9 protein-coding genes are annotated in these 17,971 nt (G+C 70.5%); 5 read left to right on the top strand and 4 right to left on the bottom strand.

Annotated elements, in window-relative coordinates; translation table 11 throughout:
* Positions 1–49 precede the first annotated feature (49 nt).
* Positions 50–184, top strand: a complete 135-nt coding sequence (locus AC6I0Y_RS02740) for a hypothetical protein (RefSeq protein WP_289637582.1) — start codon at positions 50–52, stop codon at positions 182–184.
* Positions 185–422: 238 nt separating this feature from the next.
* Positions 423–4,988 carry a hypothetical protein gene (locus tag AC6I0Y_RS02735; RefSeq protein ID WP_497732937.1) on the top strand — a complete coding sequence of 1,522 codons (4,566 nt, stop codon included), beginning with the start codon at positions 423–425 and terminating at the stop codon, positions 4,986–4,988.
* Between the two features lie 257 nt (positions 4,989–5,245).
* Here the strand turns inward: AC6I0Y_RS02735 and AC6I0Y_RS02730 are convergent, their stop codons facing one another.
* Both AC6I0Y_RS02730 and AC6I0Y_RS02725 read right to left on the bottom strand, forming a co-directional pair.
* The gene (locus AC6I0Y_RS02730; protein WP_497732935.1) at positions 5,246–6,508 is read right to left on the bottom strand and encodes a HipA domain-containing protein; all 1,263 of its coding nucleotides are present in this window, start codon (positions 6,506–6,508) and stop codon (positions 5,246–5,248) included.
* Between the two features lie 5 nt (positions 6,509–6,513).
* Positions 6,514–6,759 carry a helix-turn-helix domain-containing protein gene (locus AC6I0Y_RS02725; RefSeq protein ID WP_016310678.1) on the bottom strand — a complete coding sequence of 82 codons (246 nt, stop codon included), beginning with the start codon at positions 6,757–6,759 and terminating at the stop codon, positions 6,514–6,516.
* Positions 6,760–7,432: 673 nt separating this feature from the next.
* On the opposite strand from AC6I0Y_RS02725, the gene AC6I0Y_RS02720 reads away from it, so the two are divergent.
* Entirely contained in the window at positions 7,433–11,614 is a 4,182-nt protein-coding gene (locus AC6I0Y_RS02720) for a hypothetical protein (RefSeq protein WP_497732932.1), read from the top strand.
* A gap of 98 nt (positions 11,615–11,712) precedes the next feature.
* Here AC6I0Y_RS02720 and AC6I0Y_RS02715 read toward each other — a convergent pair whose 3' ends face one another.
* Entirely contained in the window at positions 11,713–11,973 is a 261-nt protein-coding gene (locus tag AC6I0Y_RS02715) for a type II toxin-antitoxin system PemK/MazF family toxin (protein ID WP_323585705.1), read from the bottom strand.
* A 49-nt stretch (positions 11,974–12,022) separates the two neighbouring features.
* Positions 12,023–12,271, bottom strand: a complete 249-nt coding sequence (locus AC6I0Y_RS02710; RefSeq protein WP_028026729.1) for a type II toxin-antitoxin system RelB/DinJ family antitoxin — start codon at positions 12,269–12,271, stop codon at positions 12,023–12,025.
* Positions 12,272–12,465: 194 nt separating this feature from the next.
* Here AC6I0Y_RS02710 and AC6I0Y_RS02705 point away from each other — a divergent pair, with 194 nt between their 5' ends.
* Together AC6I0Y_RS02705 and AC6I0Y_RS02700 are read left to right on the top strand one after the other, a co-directional pair.
* Entirely contained in the window at positions 12,466–12,600 is a 135-nt protein-coding gene (locus AC6I0Y_RS02705; RefSeq protein ID WP_497732927.1) for a hypothetical protein, read from the top strand.
* Positions 12,601–12,898: 298 nt separating this feature from the next.
* Entirely contained in the window at positions 12,899–17,743 is a 4,845-nt protein-coding gene (locus AC6I0Y_RS02700) for a hypothetical protein (RefSeq protein WP_497732924.1), read from the top strand.
* The last annotated feature ends 228 nt before the right edge of the window (positions 17,744–17,971 follow it).

Here is a 17,971-nt window from a genome sequence, read left to right as displayed (position 1 = left end):
CCGCGCACCCGAAGGATGCGACCCGGCCTGCGAGAGAAGGAGATCCGACATGAGAGAGAAGCGAGCGGTCTCGCTTTTGGCCCTCGGCCTGGCGGCCGCGCTCGCCTGCGGGATGTTCCCCGCGGCGGCCCTCGCCGAGCCCGAGGGCCAGGGCACGGAGACCCCCCCCCATCGAGTTTTCTGAGCCGGTAGGCGACGTATCGCCCGACGGCGGCCTTCCTTCCTCCTCTCCCCCGGACTCCCCGGACCCATCTTCCTCTTCCGGCTCCCCAGCCTCCTCCGGCGAGGACGGCTCCCCTGCGGCCACCAGCCCCTCCGGCGGCGCATCGGCCGGCGGGGAGGACCCATCCCCCGGCGACGCACCGGACTCCGCCGCCGCAACTGGCGCAACGACATCGCCCCTGGGCCGCATCACGGCCGGCATGGCCCATCTGACCGCCGGCGCGCCGGCTGCGGCGGCAGCCGACGCCATCCCCGTATCCGACGGCGCGAAACCGGCTCCCGCCCCCGGCTCCTTCGAGCTGGGCGGGTTCACCATCTGGGGCGTCGACGGCGACGCGGTGACCGCCTCCGACTTCGCCTACGACGAGGCCGCCAAGACCCTCACGGTGAACACCGACAGGCACTTCGCCATCCAGAACGCCGATCAGACGAAGGGCTCCGACGGCTACCTAGCTGTGAATTCGTCGGCGGCCATCGTTATCCCCGCCGGCCGCGACGCTCACATCACACTGGCCGGTGTCGGCATCCTCAGTGCGGCACCCCTGGATCTCGCAACCGGCGCCTCATGTTCCCTCGTGCTGGCTGACGGGACGAAGAACAGCTTCAAGACAAACTATCCCACCACCGCCTCTGCCACGGGCAACCACTCTGCCATTCACTGCGGAACGGGCTCTTCCATCTCCATCGACGACTCAGTCTCTAATCGCACGAGCAAGGGGACGCCCGTCATCCCCGAGGATGGCGTCGTGCCGAGAAATCCCGACCTCAATCCGGGCGATCCCGCGGCAGATGAGCCATATCTTTTAGCCAACGGCGCAAAGGTGAGGGCGGGCGATCCGCTCACGAAACTCGACAGCGAGAATCCAGGTGCGCTCCTTGCCCAAAATGACGCCAACGGAATGGCGGCGGCCATCGGAGCGCCCTACGGTGAAGCGGGCGGCAGCATAACCATCGACGGCGGCATCATTACGGCAATCGGAGGCCGCGGAGATCGCGGGGGGAGTGGCTACATCGACTGTGCGGCCGGCATCGGCTCGGCAGGACCCGCAGGCGGCGACGGAACGGGCCTCGGCGAGTGGATCACCATCAACGGCGGCCGTATCACGGCCCAGGGCGCCTACCACGGACCAGGCATCGGAGGAGGACCCGCAGGAAAAACGGGGAACATCTGCATCAACGGCGGCTACGTTGTCTCGAATGGCGGTGTTCATGGCCGAGGCTTCGGCACCGGTTGCGACGGCGGTAACAGCTCCGAGTTCCAGATCGTACTCACGGGCGGCACGCTGCTGCCCACCGGCGGCCGCGAGTACAAACCCGCCGATATCGGGGCCCCCGGCGCCAAGGTGACCATCACGGGCGGTTCCATCGGCAATAACCTGGGCGTCGACTCGTTCATTTTCGACGGCACGGCCACCAACGCCGAGGGCGAGCCCATCAAGATGATCCAGGTGGACCTCACCTCGGACGTGGGCGAGAGCGCCTTCGCCCTCAGCGAGTGGGAGCTCAAGGTGGACGGCGTGCCCTACGACTACGGGGCGCCGGCCGAGTTCGACAAGGGGCACCTGTACCTGTGGCTGCCCGAGCGCGTCGTGAAGGACTCCGAGGTGACCGTGAAGCTCACCTACCTGGACACCGACCACCTCGATAAGGACGGCAAACCCACCCCCGTCACGCCGCTGCCGCTGTTCCGCCCCGCCGACAGCTCGCTGCCGCCCGGGGTCACCAACGACGGCAAGCTGCGCCGCTACGCCGACTTCACCCTGGACGCCGACTACCTGGCGTCGCTCGACAAGTACTACGACGGCAAGGGCGCGGGCATGTTCCCCCTGCCCCTGCATACCCCCGACGGACGCGACCTGACCGAGGCCGAGAAGATCACCTTCCGCTACCAGCACCTCGACAGCGCCGGCAACCCGGTGGGCGCCGAGACGGGCGACGGCTCCGATGTCGGCACCATGAAGTTCACCGCCATATCGACCCAGTACTCCAACGACACCGAGGGAAAGTTCTCCGAGAGCTACTGGGGGCACCGCGCCACCGGCCAGTTCACCATCTGGCCCATCGCCTCCCAGGTGAGCGGCATCGCCGCCGAGTGGGTGGACGACGGGGACCCGGGGGACGTGGCCCACCCCTCCGACCAGGTGCTCAAGGTGAGCGCAACCATCGGCGCCGCCCCCACCGTCGACGGCCAGCCCGGGTCGGAGGCCACCAAGCCCACCTGCCAGGCCCCGCGCGGGCAGGTGCAGATCTACGTGGACGGCCGGCCCGTGGGCGCGCCGGTGGACCTCGTGTACGCGGGCGACCCGGACGCCGAGGGCAACCCCATCCCCGAGGGCGACCCCCGCGTGACGGCCGAGAGGGTGGACAACGGCCGGGGCGGATCGACCGCGCTCTTCTCGCTGGCCCGGGCGGCCTCCGCCTCCGATTTCCTCGTGCCCACCCAGGGCCAGCAGGGTCGCCACGAGATAGCGCTCCGGTTCCTGCCGCCCTCGGCCGCCCAGGCCGACGCCGGGCAGCCGGCCAACTACCTGGCGAGCGCCGCGCCGGATGCGGACGAAACCGTGCCGCGGGTGGAGGTGGCCATCGACCCCATCGACCCGAACCCCACGGTGACGCCCGAGCCCGACCCCGACTGCGCCGACCCCGACGCGCCCGAGCCCGAGGTGTCGACGGGGCCGGGGCAGCCCGCCGACCCGGGCGCCGACCCGGGAAAGCCCGGCGACAAGGTGTTCCGCGGCGAGATCGTCACCACCTGGGGCGAGCCGAGCGAGGCCGACCCGCACCCGGGCCGCGTGCTGCTGAAGGTGGACACGCCCTCGTCGGGGCCCGTGTCGGTGACCGACGCCAAGGGCAACGTGTTCGAGGCCGACTTCCTGCGGGACGAGGACGGCCAGCCGGTGCGGGGCGAGGACGGCAGCTACACCCTGGTGCTGGACCCGACGGCCGTCGGGCGCGGCGAGCTCACCTTCAGGCAGGAGCCCAACGGGGCCTACACGGGCAGCACCTGGGTCTACGACGTCATCGTGAGGCCCGACGCGACCGTGGCCCCCGCGCCCGCGCTGGCGAAGAGGGCCGAGAACCTGACGCACCCGGGCGGGCCGACGCAGCCGGGTGACCGCATCCGCTACACGATCGAGGCGTCGAACGGGGCCAAGGGGTCGCTGTGGACCGACGTCGTGGTGACCGACCCGCTGCCGGCGTGCCTGGAGCTGGACGAGAGGTCCGTGAGGCTGGACAACCCGTCGGCGGGCGTCGCGGGCAAGCCTCTCTCGAAGGCGCCGTCGGTGGCGGCCTCCGACGTGGGCAAGTTCTCGCTGTCGGCCCCGGGCGCGGGCGGGAGGCCCGTGCTCGCGGTGCCCGTCGGCGACGTGGCCGGCGGGGCCGCCGCCACGCTCACCTTCGAGTGCACCGTGCGCGCGGGGCTGGACTTCTCCGACCCGGCGGCCGTCGACCTGGGCAACGTCGCCTCGGCGGAGGGCAAGCGCCCGAGCCCCGACGACCCGGACGGCCCCGACGTGGGGCCCGTGGCCCCGCCCGACACCGACCCGGCGACGCCGCCCGGGGGCGGCACCGTGGCCCCGGCCGACCCCGACGCGCGGGTGTCCAAGAGCGTGGAGAACCTCACCGCCCCCGGCGGCAAGGTGACGCGCCTGGGGGACCGCCTGCGCTACACGGTCGAGCTCTCGAACGCCGGGCCGGCCGACAGCTGCCTCATGGGCGCCGTCATATCCGACCCGCTGCCGGCGGGCATGGAGCCCGTGCCGGGCAGCATCCGCCTGGCCGTGGACGGCGGGGAGCCCGTCGCGGTGGACGACGCGGCCTACGACAGGGGCAGCCGCACCGTCGCCGTGGCCTGCGGCGACCTGTGGGGCGGCAGCGCGGCCGTGCTGACCTTCGAGTGCACCGTGGGCGAGGCGGCCCTCGGCGCCAACGTGGCCAACATCGCGCTCGGCCACGGCAAGGTGCCCTCCGAGAACCCCGGCACACGGCCCGAGGCCCCCGAGCCCGGAGGGCCCGCGGAGCCCCCGGCGGGCGAGCCCGAGGCCTTCTCGCCGCCAGCGGTCCCGCCCGTCGTGGTGGGCGGCGACCCGGTGGGGGACGACGTGTCGATCGCCAAGGCCGCCGAGAACGCGAGCCGGGACGACGGCACCACCCGCGTGGGCGACACCGTGCGCTACGAGATAGCCCTGCGCAACGAGGGGGCGGGCACGAGCTGGATGGACGCCGTGATCCGCGACGACGTCCCCGAGGGGCTCGAGCCCGTGTCGGGCACGCTGCGCCTGACGCTGCCCGACGGGAGCGAGGTGGCCGTGGACGACGCGGCCTACGACCCGAAGACGAGGACGCTCGCCGTCGCCTGCGGCCACCTCCACGGCGGGCAGGAGGCCGTCCTCTCCTTCGACGCGCTCGTGACGGGGGCCGCCGTGGGCGCCGACATCGGCAACGTGGCGGTCGGCCTGGGCACGCCGCCGAGCAGCTGGGACCCCGACGGCGAGCACCCCGAGCCGGGCGCGCCCTTCGACCCGCCGGAGGGCTGGGGCGCATACGAGAAGTCGCACGGCAGGGTCGTCTCCGACCCCGCCTACCCGCCGGGGGTCGACCGGCTCGGCGGCGTCATCGACGGCGAGGCCGACGAGCGCACCACCATCGCCCACAAGCTCGCCCAGACCGGCGACGCCCTGGCCGCGATCGCCGGCACCGCCCTCGCCGGCGCGCTCGCGGCGGCCGCCCTCGCCCTGGCGAGCCGCCGGCGCCGGACGCGGTAGGAGGCGCGGGACGCCTCCCGACTATTCGCAGGGGCGCCGCCCGGGCCGGCGCGGCCCTCTCGCTGGCCGGCCGCCGCCGACGGGAGCGGTAGGGCCGCCGGCCCGGGCCGCGAGATCCTCCGCTCCCGGGCGGGCTGAAGCCCGTCCCTACGGGGCCGCACACAATCGGACGGTCCTCGTAGGGGCGGCTTCAGCCGCCCTGCGGGGTAGGTCCCAGCTGCGGGCGGGCTGAAGCCCGCTCCCACGAAGGCCGCCCCCTACCGCAAGCTGTCGCGGCGCCCCAGAAAGCCCTCCTCAATCCGCCCTCCCACGTCCGCCGCCTGGGGGAAGCCCTCCTCGGCGACGGCGACGGCCGCCCCGCGCAGGGCCGCCGGGAACGCTTCGATCAACTCTTCCAGCTCGTCGCGGGCATAACGGGCGCCGACGCCGCACGACCGGGCGGTCGCCACGACATCTTCCATCCTCACATTGTCGATGCGGCGCGAGCCGCCGAACGACACGCCCATCTCCCGGTCGAGCTCGGGGTAGACCGTCGTGCACGTGAGGTCGTACAGCGGCGACAGCTCCCGCGACGACCAGTCCTCGCTCCACAGCATCGAGTGGTTCTTCAGATGGTTGTCGGCATTCCCCATCGCCCAGTCCAGAAGCAGGCGCGAGAACAGCAGCCTCCTGTCCCCGAACGGATTGCGGCTTCCCTCGTTCACGACCCGGGCGCAGTGGTTCGCGTAGTTCCCGTCCGTGGGCTCGTATTTGTCGAAATAGTCCGGCAAGGCCTGAAGGAAGTCCTCCTGGTGCAAGCGGTGCAAAAACGCATCGCCCACGTCGATGCGGTCGAACCGCTCCACGGCGAGCAGGGGCTCCTGGCCCGCAACGGGAATCAGGCGGCACGGGGCCGCATCGAATCCCAGCGCGGCGGCCGTCCTCATGCAGATGGCCTCGTTGACCGTCTGGTCGGGAAAGCTGCCGTCGCACGCCTTCACGATATGGCTGGACGGAGCCGCTCCCTGCGGGTAGAACCAGAATCCGGACGAGGCGTCGAAGAAGAGGCCGATCTTCATCTGCGCCCCCGCCAGCGACAGCCTCGATCGGCTGGCGGCCCGCGGGGCGAACTCCCCGGGGCGCGCAGCGAAGCGCACGAGGTCCTCCTCCCCCACGGGTGCATAGCTGCGGCCCTCCAGAAGGGGCTCCTCCCCCTTGCCGAACACCAGGGCCCCGGCGGACTCGTCGTTCAGGCGGGCCATGAAGGCGCCCACGTCGTCGATATCGGCGTGAAAGGCGCGACCCAAGCTGCGCCGCATGCTCCCCTCGGGCAGGATGCCGTTGAAGAACGACTCGGTCTCCCTGGCGGAGAACGCCCCCGGCCGCAGGGGAAGCGCCTGGGAGATCGACTGCGCCGTACGGCTCTGGAGATAGCTCTCGGAATACGCGAACCCTATTCCGCCGCCCGCGGGCGCCACCCGGCCGACCTCCTCGAAGCGGCCGAAGTACTCGCGGTAGACCACGAGTTCGGTGTCTTTCATGGCACTCACCTCTCGAACGCGACGACGTCGACGCCCAGGGCCGTCGCGAAGGCGAGCACCTTGTCGATCCCCACCGTACCGCGGCCGCGCTCGATCTCCCCCACCAGCCGCGGGCTGAAGCCCAGCATGTCCGCAAGATCTTCCTGGGTGTAGCCAAGCCTCTTGCGGCGGCTCCTGAGCGCCGCCCCCAGCGCAGCCCCCTCCGTCACGCGCACCCCCTGGGCCATGATCTGATCGCGGCTTATGTCCATGATGCCTCGTTTCTTACGTATGGGTAATGAGTTTGCTGGAGTACATAGTATCATACCTATACGTAAGAAATTCAGGCTTCAGTCAGAATCTTACGCATAGGTACAGAAATGACCAGCGCCCCTCCCGGTTCCACCGCCGCCCCCAGCCCCAGCCGCAGCGCCCGGGGTTGCGGAAAGCGGGCCGAAGGGGTATATTCGGCCACGGTACGCTGATAGGTCGGCAACAGCTCTGCGTCCGGAGAGGGCGCGCCGACCTGCGAGAGAAGGAGAACCACCATGAGAGAGAAGCGACGGGGGTCGCTTCTGCGCCTGGGCCTGGCGGCCGCGCTCGCCTGCGGGATGGCTCCCGCGGCGGCCTTCGCCGCCCCGGAGGCCCAAATCACAGAGACCCCCCCCCATCGAGTTTTCTGAGCCGGTAGCCGACGCTGCCGACCCCGGCGAAACCGCCCCGGCCGATGTCGATCCGCCCGACAGCCGGCCGCAGGGCCCCGACGACGCGGGCTCCCCTTCTCCCTCTTTCGAAAAACCCGATGCCGCTCCCGACGCGGCGCCCGACGGCGCGGACGACCCCGTAGCACAGGCCCTCGCCGAGGCGGGGCTGCCCCTCTCCGCCGCTCCCCTCGCCGACCCGACCCCCGACGCGCAGGGCTGGGTCACCTGCGGCGACCTGCGCGTGAAGGGCGGGGCCTACGGCACCGACTTCGTCTACACGCCGGGCGCCGTGCAGTACAACGGAGCCGATTACGGCACATCGGATGTGGTTGAGGTGCTCACCTCAACGCCCCTCACCTTCTCGGATGCCGCCGACCACGGCAAGGACGCGCCAGGTGCCACGGGCATCCAGGTGAACCCCACTGTCCACGCGGACATTACGCTCGCGAGCGTCCACATCGTCCACCGCATGCCGTTCAACATCATGACCAATATCGGTCAGGACAGACTCAACCCCACCAATCCCACCCGCTGTCACATCACCTTGGCCGACGGAAGCGACAATCTCCTCAAGGCCCACGACGGTGCCGGAAACAATGGCGCCGGAATCCGCCTGGGCGAGACATCCGTCCTCGTCATCGACGACTCCGTGCGCAACACCACCAAACCAGGCGGCAACGTCCATGATCAAACAAACGAGATAGCACCTGTGAACGGGGCTATCGGCCAGCAACAGACGCTCTCCAACGGCACCCAGCTTTTTGCCGGCGATCCAATCTCCAAGCTCAGCAGCGCCGACCCCGGTGCCCTGGAGGTATGGGGCGGCTGCAATGCCGCCGGCATCGGAGGTACGAATCGTGAATCGGCAGGCCATCTCACCGTCAACGGGGGCAACATCAGCGTCAGAGCATATCAGCATACAATGACCTGGGTGAACAGCAGCAGTAGCCACTATCAGGCTGCGGGCATCGGCGGAGGCAACTGCGGAGGCATTACGGGCCTTACCTTCAACGCCGGCGCCGTGTATGCCGAAGGCCAGTGCCACGGCGCCGCCATCGGCGGCGGCACCTACTACCTGCCCACGCGGAACAACGGCATGCTGTGGCCCGATGCCTTCCACACGCCCGACACCGCTGACGCAAGCACCTTCCTCGCCTTTGTCACAGGGGGCGACATCAACATCAACGGAGGGTTCATCGCGCCGAAGGCGCCCAACCACGGCAACGCCTTCGGCGACGGCTGCACTGGCTCCAGCAATGGCCATGTCATCCGCGTGACCGGAGGAACGCTCCTGCCTGACACCTCCATTTCGGAGTCTTCCCAGTTCGACTTGGGAGTAAAGGGCGGCTATCTGGTCATCACCGGAGGCTCGGTAAACTGCACGCAAACCGGAACAGATTCCAACGGCAACGACACCTACAAGTTCGACGGCATTGGCGGCACGGCATGGGGAAACGACGCCTGCCTGGCCGACGGATACGACCCGAGCGACCCCGACGATCCCAACAAGGTGTTCAAGGTGACCGTGAACCTGACCTCGGAGATCGAGAAGCGCAACGCCGAGACGGGCATCACCGACGACGATTTGAACGATGTCATCAAGACCTGGAGCCTGACCGTAGGCGGCCAGCCCTACGCCTACGGAGCGCCCACTACCTTTGACGAGGGCAAGCTGTATCTGTGGCTGCCGAAGAGCGCCATCCAGAAGGAGATCTCCGTCGAGCTGTCCTACATCGACAAGAACGGCGCCGAGCAGAAGATCGAGCCCTTGTTCCGCGATCCCGCCACCGACCAGGGCGGCGACGTGCTGAAGCGCTACATCGACTTCGAGCTGCCGGCCTCCTACCTCGATTCGCTCACCAAGCACTACGACGGAACCGGGTTCGAGACATTCGACCTGGCGGCGCAGAAGCCCCCGCTGACCGGGTTGACAATGGATGCCAATGGCAACCGCGTGAGCGACGGCAAGGAGCTGACCGACCCGACCAAGGTGACGTACAAGTACCAGCCCTACGACAAGCGCGGCGGCAGCCCCACCGGCCCGGAGGTGTCCGCCGACGCCAACGGCAAGCCACTTACGTCGATGCCCGCTGACGTGGGGGTGATGAAATTCACCATGGACTCGTCGCAGTGGTCGGACACCGCTGGGTTCAAGGACAGCTACTGGGGGCACCGCGCCACCGGCTGGTGCGAGATCAAGCCCTCTCCCTCGAAGGTGACGTCCGTGAAGGCGACGTGGGCCAACGGGGCGGACGCCGCCGACCCGTCCGACCCCTCCAAAATGCTGAATTTGGAGGCCGACGTGACGAGCGGCGTCTTCGACGACGGAACGCCCACCGCCCCCACTTGCAAGGCGCCCGAGGGCAAAGTGCAGCTGTACGTGGACGGCAAGCCCGCGGGCGATGCCGTGGAGATACGCTTCTCGCCCTCGACGGCGGCCGACGGAACGACGCTGCCGGCCAACGCGCACGTGGAGCGGGACGCCGACGGCCGCGAGCACACCGTCGTGTCGTGGTCGTTCGCCGTGGGCGACCTGATGGCGCCGGGCGAGACCCATCAGGTGTCCGTCCGCTACTTGCCATCGAAGAACTACCTGGAGAGCGCCGACCCCTCCGAGGGAGACGTGCCCAAAAGCGAGGTAGCGGTGCGGCCGGACCCCGCCATCGCACCCGCGCCGAAGCTCGCCAAGAAGGCCGAGAACCTCACGCACCCGGACGGGCCCACCCAGCCGGGCGACCGCATCCGCTACACGATCACGGCTTCAAACACGGCCAAGGGCTCGCTGTGGACCCAGGTGGTGGTGACCGACCCGCTGCCGGCGGGCCTGGAGCTGGACGAGGCGAGCGTGCGGCTGGACAGCCCCTCGGGCGGCATCGAGGGAAAGCGGCTGGAAAAGGCGCCGGCCACCGCCGCGAGCGACGTGGGGAAGTTCTCGCTGTCGGCGCCGGGCGCGGACGGGCGGCCCGTGCTGACCGTGCCTGTCGGCGACGTCGCCGGAGGTGCCAGCGCCGCTGTCACCTTCGAGTGCAGCGTGCGGGAGGACCTCGACTTCTCGGACGCGGCCTCTGTCGACCTGGCCAACATCGCCTCGGCGGAGGGCGCGCGCCCCGACCCGGCCGACCCCGACAACCCCATGCCCGACCCAGAGCATCCCGATCGCCCGCTGCCCGTGACGCCCGACCCCACCGGCCCGGCCACGCCGCCCGGCCCCGGCACGGTGGTCCCGGCCGACCCGAAGGTGAAGCTGTCGAAGTCGGTGGAGAACCTGAGCGCCCCCGGCGCGAAGGTCACCCACGTGGGCGATGTGCTGCGCTACACCATCGCGCTCGAGAACACCAGCGCGGCCAACAGCTGCCTGCAGAACGCCGTCGTCTCCGACCCGCTGCCCGCGGGGCTGGAGCCGGTGGCGGGCTCCATCAGGCTCGTCGGCGCCGACGGCACCGAGCGGCCCGTGGACGACGCCGCCTACGACGAGGGGGCGCGCACCATAGCCGTGACCGCCGGCGACCTGTGGGGCGGCGAGAGGGTCGTGCTCGCCTTCGACGTCACCGTGGGCGAGGCGGCCCTGGGCGCGGGCAACGCCAACATCGCCGCCGTCCACGGCACCGTGCCCTCCGAGGGCCCCGGCGGCGCGCCGGCCGACCCCGAGCCCGGAAGGCCCGCCGCGCCGCCGACCGGCAACCCCGAGGCCCTCACGCCGCCGGCGACCCCTCCCACCCTGGTGGGCGAGGATCCCGGCGAGGGCGACATCGCGATCGGGAAGACCGCCGAGAACCTCTCCCGCGGGGACGGGACCACCCACGTGGGCGACACGGTGCGCTACGAGATCGCGCTCTCCAACGAGGGGGCGGGCACCAGCTGGATGGACGCCGTCATCCGCGACGACGTGCCCGAGGGGCTGGAGCCCGTGGCGGGCACGCTGCGCCTGACGCTGCCCGACGGCACCGAGGTCGCCGTGGACGATCGCGCCTACGACCCGGCCGCCCGCGTCCTGGCCGTGGCATGCGGGCACCTCCACGGGGGCCAGCGGGCCGTCCTCTCCTTCGACGCGCTGGTGACGGAGGAGGCGGTGGGCGCCGACATCGGCAACGTGGCGGTCGGCTACGGGACGCCGCCGAGCGCGTGGGACCCCGACGGGGAGTCGCCCGAGCCCGGGGCCCCCTTCGACCCGCCCGGCGGCTGGGGCGCCTGGGAGCGCGGGCGCGGCAAGGCGGTGAGCGACCCGGCCTACCCGCCGGGAGTGGACAAGCTCGGCGGCGTGCTGCCCGGCGACGAGGGCGACAAGCGGCGCACCACCATCGCCCACAAGCTGGCCCAGACCGGCGACGCCCTGGCCGCCGCGGCCGGCCTGCCCCTGGCGGCCGCCCTGGCCGCCGGCGCCGGCCTGCTCGCCGCCCGCCGCCGAGAGCGCGCGGGACGGTAGGGCGCGCCAGCCGGACACACCGAAGGGGCCGGCAGCTTCGCGCTGTCGGCCCCTTCGCCAACACCCTAACCTGACGCCAATGGTCTGGGCCTCGGCCCTCAGCCGAGGCCCAGAATCTTCGCCAAACTACGGCCGACCAATTCCATATCCTCGTCAGCGAGAACGCCGATGCGCTCTCCCAGAAGAGCCTTGTCCACGGAAATGATCTTGTCGGCCATAACGTAGCTCGTCTTGAACAGCCCGTTGCTCTCGGAAGGCCTGATCTTCACGCGTGTCGGCATCCCATCGGAGTCGTAGCTCGTCAGCAGGCACAGGATAATGGAGTCGAACTCGGCCACCGACTCATCCTGAACCACCACAACGGGACGCGCCTTTGATGCGTAGCTGCCATCCCGCAGCGTCCAAACTTCACCGCGTCTCATCAAGCACTCCCAAAGAGAGCGCCGTCGCGAAACGCGTTGCGTCGCGTTCCGTCTCGAAGGCCTCCACCACGGGGCGCGTCGTCCTCACTTCATAGGGAAAGCCCCCGCAGTCGTTGAACGAGTAGATGAACATGCGAATTGCATCCGACGGCGTCGTGCCGAGTTGACGCGTCGTGGCCTTGAACAGCTCGTACTGCTCGGCGTCGATGCGGGTAGCCGCCTGCTTGAGTGCCATGGCACACCTCCTTGTACTTCGCTTATTGTACTCCACTCTGCATATACGGTGCAAAACGTTAACTTCTTGCACCTCATCTTAAGCGAAGCAATGACTCCATCGGCAATATCGACCTTGCGAAAAGCGAGCGAGAGCGCTATATTCAGAGCCGATCCCGCGTCATCAGAGACGCGCCCGAGAGAAGGAGAACCACCATGAGAGAGAAGCGACGGGGGTCGCTTCTGAGCCTCGGCCTGGCGGCCGCGCTCGCCTGCGGGATGGTGCCCGCGGCCGCGCTCGCCGAGCCACAGGCCAAAATCACGGAGACCCCCCCCCATCGAGTTTTCTGAGCCAGTAGCCGACGCTGCCGCGACCGGCGAAACCGCCCCAGCTGAAGACAGCCCGGCCGGCCAACTGCAGAGCCCCGCCATCCCCCTCATCGGCAGCGCTCGTACAAACAACTCTGCCGCTCCTCTACCGTTCGAGGATATTCAAGGCGATACTGACCTGACCCTCAACGAAAGCAGCTCGCCCCATACGAATACTGTTGCGGCCCTTTCTCTTGGCAAACTCCCCCTCACTGCATCAGCCGATCAATCAATCGCCGCTCCCCCTGCTTCTGCCACACAGACCCCCAACCCGGGCACCGTGCGTTCAACAGATCGTAGCCAGTTCGGCATCAACGTCGCCGGCGGCACGCCGGGCGTCGACTTCGAGTTCGTCGACGACACCTACACGCGCCACGCGCGCACGGGCGGCAACACGCTCGTCGACAATCTGCACAAGCTCGTCATCAAGGGCTCTGCCGAGCTCACGCTTTCCACCGATGGCTTCCCCTCGGCTACCCAGAACGTCACCATCTGGGTGAACCCCGGCGTTCAGGCGAACATCGTCCTGAACAACGTGAACATCGACTCGCCCATCCCCTGCCATATCGAGCGCAACCGCGACGCCGACGGTAAGACCATCGAGCCGAAAACGCGCCTGTGCATCACCCTGGCGGAGAACTCCGACAACACCCTCACCGCCGCCGACGGCCGTCAGGGGCCGGGCATCCACTGCGGCGAGGGCACCGAGCTCGTCATCGATGACCACGTCCCCAATGTGACCACCGCAGGCGGGCCCATCAAGATGGATCCCGAGCACTATCCCGGCAAGATCCCCGCAGGCACCACCTTCGTGGGCAACGACGGCAAGACCTACACCGCGGGCACCACCCCCGGCGGCGACCGCCTCTCGCTCCTGGAGAACGCCACGCGAAACGCCTCCAAGGAACTCACCACCGGCAAGCTCACGGTGACGGGCAACAGCCTGGAAGCCGCCATCGGCAGCGTCCAGTACGAAGACGCGGGCGACATGACCTTCAACGGCGGCATCATCACCACCTATGCCCGCGGCGCCGGCAACCAGTACGCCTACACGGCCTCCATCGGAGGAGGAGCTGGCGGCAGCGGCGGCAAGATGACCTTCAACGGCGGCGTTATCGAGACATGGACCTCATACCACGGCGCCTCCATCGGCGGCGGCGGGTGGGCCACGTGCTCCGAGGCGAACGCCTACCAGTTCGCAGACACCCTGGGCAACAACCTCGTCAAGACGAGCCAGGGAGCGCCCCACACGGTGCCTGCTGCCAGCAAGACCTGCGCCGGCGACATCTACATCAACGGCGGCGTGCTGAAGCCCCACGGCGATATGCACGGCAACGCCATCGGCCAGGGATGTTGCTCCTGGAACGAGGGGCACGAGATCGTCATCGCGGGCGGCACGGTGCTCCCCGACACCAGCAAGGCCCTGTCGAAAGGCGGCAATCCCCTTACCGAGTGCGTGTCCATGGGCATCGGCGCCCAGGGCGGCGCCGTCAGCGTCATCGGCGGCTCCGTGCGCATCGGCTACGTGGGGAGCACCAACAGCCAGGAGGGCTTCCAGGCCTTCATCAACGGGCAGCACAGCTACGACTCGGCCTTCGGCGCATGGCCCGTCGACACGAGCCGCAACGACAACCCCGCCGTGTCCATGGTCGCCATCGACCTCATGGCCGAGCTGGACAAGACCGGCAGCTCCGGCGACAACCCCATCATCGACTGGAACCTCACCGTGGGCGGCATCGACTACCCCTACGGCGCGCCGACCCAGTTCACCGACGGCAAGCTGTACCTGTGGCTGCCCGAGGACGCGATGAAGCAGCAGATCTCGGTCACGCTCACCTACCAAGACGACGACGGCAACGTCCACGAGGTGCTGCCCCTCTTCCGCGAGCCGGGGCAGGCCGGCGACCTGCTGAAGCGCTTCCTCGACTTCCAGATCACCGACGAGGCGTACCTGAGGTCGCTGACGAAGTATTACGACGGCACGCCGCTGCCCGCCTACGACCTGTCGGCACCCGGCAACGCCATCACCACGCCCGCGCCAGACAACAAGGTGCTGAACAAGGTGACCGACGAGGCGGGCAACCAGCTGGTGCGGTACTACTACCGGCCCTACGACAAGGTACCCGACGGCGGGACCGACCCCGTGCCCACCGGTCCCGAGACGAGTGACGTCGTCGACGACGGATCAGGCCACCAGGTGACGGTGCTCCCCTCCAACGTCGGCGCCGTGAAGCTCACCATGGTCTCGAAGCAGTACTCGGACGAGAACAGCTCCGACGCCGAGATCGTGGAGTTCGCGAAGAGCTACTGGGGACACCGGGCCTTCCTGTGGGGCGAGATCAAGCCCATCGCCTCGCAGGTGAGCGAGGTCGCCGCCGAGTGGGTCGACGAGACGAACGCGAGCCAGAAGCCGGGCGGCAACGCCCACCCCTCCGACCAGTCGCTCAAGGTGAGCGCCGCCATCAAGCGGGCGGACACCGTGGACGGGAAGCCGGGCAGCGAGGCCACCAAGCCCACGGCCGCCGCCCCCGAGGGCCGCGTGCAGCTCTACGTGGACGGCGAGCCCGTGGGCGATCCGGTGGAGCTGCGCTTCGAGGACGGGAAGGACGCCGACGGCAACGTCATCCTGGGAACCGACGGAAAGCCCGCCTTCCCCAAGAACGCGGAGCGCCGGGGCAGCGACGCGGGCGGCCACTGGACGGAGTTCTCCTACGTGTTCAAGCCCTCGGAGACCGACTACCTGGTGCCCGGCGTGGGCGAGGAGGGCCGCCACGAGGTGTCGCTGCGCTTCCTGCCGCCCTCTGATGACCAGAAGAAGGCCGGCGCCCACGCCAACTACCTGGCCAGCGCCGCCCCCGATGCGGACGAGACGGTGCCGCGGGTGGAGGTGGCCATCGACCCCATCGACCCCAACCCCGTGGTGACGCCCGAGCCCGACCCGGACTGCAAGGACCCCGACGCCCCCGAGCCCGAGGTGTCGACGGGGCCGGGCGAGCCGACCGACCCGGGCGCCGACCCGGGCAAGCCGGGCGACAAGGCGTTCCGCGGCGAGATCGTCACCACCTGGGGCGAGCCGACCGCGGACAACCCGCACCCCGGGCGCGTGCTGCTGAAGGTGACGACGCCCTCGTCGGGGCCGATCAGCGTGACCGACGCCAGGGGCAACGTGTTCGAGGCGGACTTCGTGAGGGACGCCGAGGGCAACCCGGTGCGGGGCGAGGACGGCTCCTACACCCTGGTGCTCGACCCGACGGCGGTGGGCAAGGGCGAGCTCACCTTCAGGCAGGAGCCCAACGGGGCCTACACCGGCAGCACCTGGGCCTACGACGTCACGGTGCTCCCCCAGCCCGAGATCGCGCCGGCGCCGGCGCTGGCCAAGAGGGCCGAGAACCTCACGCACCCGGGCGGGCCCACCCAGCCCGGCGACCGCATCCGCTACACCATCACGGCCTCCAACGCGGCGGCCGGCTCGCTCTGGACCGACGTGGTGGTGACCGACCCGCTGCCGGCGTGCCTGGAGCTCGACGGGGGCACGGTGCGCCTCGACAACCCGTCGGCGGGCGTCGAGGACCGCGCGCTCTCGAAGGCGCCGGCGGTGGCGGCCTCCGACGTGGGGAGGTTCTCGCTGTCGGCGGCCCCGGACGCGGGCGGGAGGCCCGTGCTCACGGTGCCCGCGGGCGACGTGGGCGGCGGGCAGGCGGCCTCCGTCACCTTCGAGTGCGCGGTGCGGGAGGGCCTCGACCTCTCCGACCCGGCCGCCGCCGGCCTGTCCAACGTCGCCTCGGCGACGGGCAGGCGCCCCGACCCCGACGGCCCGGGCGGTGCCGACGTGGGGCCGGTGGCCCCGCCCGACACGCCGCCCGCCGCGCCGCCGGGCGGCTCGGCGGTGGCCCCGGCCGACCCGGGCGAGGGGGACGTGAGCCTGGCCAAGTCCGTGGAGAACCTGACGCGCCCCGACGACCGGGTCACCAAGGTCGGCGACCGCCTGCGCTACACGGTGACGCTGCGCAACGACGGGCCGGCGGACAACGCCCTCTGGGACGCCGTCATCAGCGACCCGCTGCCGGCGGGCATCGAGCCGGTGCCGGGCACCCTGACGCTCACCGGCCCCCTCGGCGCCGCCGGCGAGAAGGTCGTGGCCGTGCCCGACGACGCCTACGACCGCGCCACACGTACCATCGCCGTGGCCTGCGGCGACCTGTGGGGCGGCCAGGCGTGGGTCCTCGCCTTCGAGTGCACGGTGACGGAGGACGCCCTGGGCGGCGACGCGGCCAACGTGGCCTTCGCCCACGGCACGCCGCCCTCGGAAGACCCGGGCCATGACCCGTCGGATCCGGGCGCCAAGCCGGGTGAGCCCGCGACGCCGCCCTCCCCCGACGACGACCCCGCGGCGAAGAGCGACCCGGCCACCCCGCCCGCCGTCGTCCCCGACGACCCGGCCGAGGGGGACGTGGCCATCGAGAAGACCGCCGAGAACACCTCCCGGGACGACGGGACCACCCGCGTGGGCGACGTCGTCCGCTACGAGGTCGCCCTGCGCGTGGACGCGCCGGGCGCCGGCTGGATGGACGCGGTCATACGCGACGAGGTGCCCCGGGGCCTCGAGCCCCTCTCCGGCTCCATCCGCCTCACGCTGCCCGGCGGCGCCGAGGTCGCCGTGGACGACGGGGCCTACGACCCGGCCACCCGCGTGCTCGCCGTGGCCGTCGGGCACCTCCGCGGCGGGCAGGAGGCGCGCCTCTCCTTCTACGCGCTCGTGACCGCCGACGCCCTCGGCGCCGACGTGGGCAACGTGGCCGAGGCCCTCGGCACCCCGCCCTCCGCGTGGGACCCGGGCGCCGAGCACCCGGATCCCGGCGCGCCCTTCTCCCCGCCCGGCGGCTGGGACGCCTGGGAGCGCGGCCGCGACAAGGTGGAGAGCGCCCCGGCGGCCTACCCGCCCGGAGCCACGGCCCAGGGCGGCGTGCTGCCCGGCGACGGCGGAGCCGGCGACTCGGGCACCATCCGCCGCGCGCGCCTGGCCCAGACCGGCGACGCCCTGGCCGCGCTCGCCGGGGCCGCCCTGGCGGCCGCCCTCGCCGCCGGCGCGGCCCTGCTGGCCGCCCGACGCCGGTCCCGCGCCTAGGGGGCGGCCCGGACAGCAAGGAGGGGCCGGCAGCCTCAAGCCGCCGACCCCTCCGATCCTTCCTATCGCAAGCCGTCGCGGCGCTCCAGAAAGCCCGCCCCTATCCGCCTCCCCACGTCCTCCGCCTGCAGGAAGCCCGCCGTCCGCAATCCTCTTGCCCCCACCTCTTTTCCGTGCTACCATTGCGTCAACGGACTGGTCGAAAGACCCGGGTCCACCAGCGGCGGG

It is taken from the genome of Adlercreutzia sp. St.1H8 (assembly GCF_059728655.1).
Note: the sequence above shows the minus strand (reverse complement) of the source record. Positions and strands in the feature narration are given on the sequence as shown.

What these genes read in the sequence shown, in the direction of transcription:
- AC6I0Y_RS02710 (WP_028026729.1), bottom strand. Translation starts at nt 12,271, where the DNA reads ATGGCACTCAAGCAGGCGGCTACCCGCATCGACGCCGAGCAGTACGAG.
- AC6I0Y_RS02730 (WP_497732935.1), bottom strand. Translation starts at nt 6,508, where the DNA reads ATGAAAGACACCGAACTCGTGGTCTACCGCGAGTACTTCGGCCGCTTC.
- AC6I0Y_RS02740 (WP_289637582.1), top strand. Translation starts at nt 50, where the DNA reads ATGAGAGAGAAGCGAGCGGTCTCGCTTTTGGCCCTCGGCCTGGCGGCC.
- AC6I0Y_RS02725 (WP_016310678.1), bottom strand. Translation starts at nt 6,759, where the DNA reads ATGGACATAAGCCGCGATCAGATCATGGCCCAGGGGGTGCGCGTGACG.
- AC6I0Y_RS02705 (WP_497732927.1), top strand. Translation starts at nt 12,466, where the DNA reads ATGAGAGAGAAGCGACGGGGGTCGCTTCTGAGCCTCGGCCTGGCGGCC.
- AC6I0Y_RS02735 (WP_497732937.1), top strand. Translation starts at nt 423, where the DNA reads ATGGCCCATCTGACCGCCGGCGCGCCGGCTGCGGCGGCAGCCGACGCC.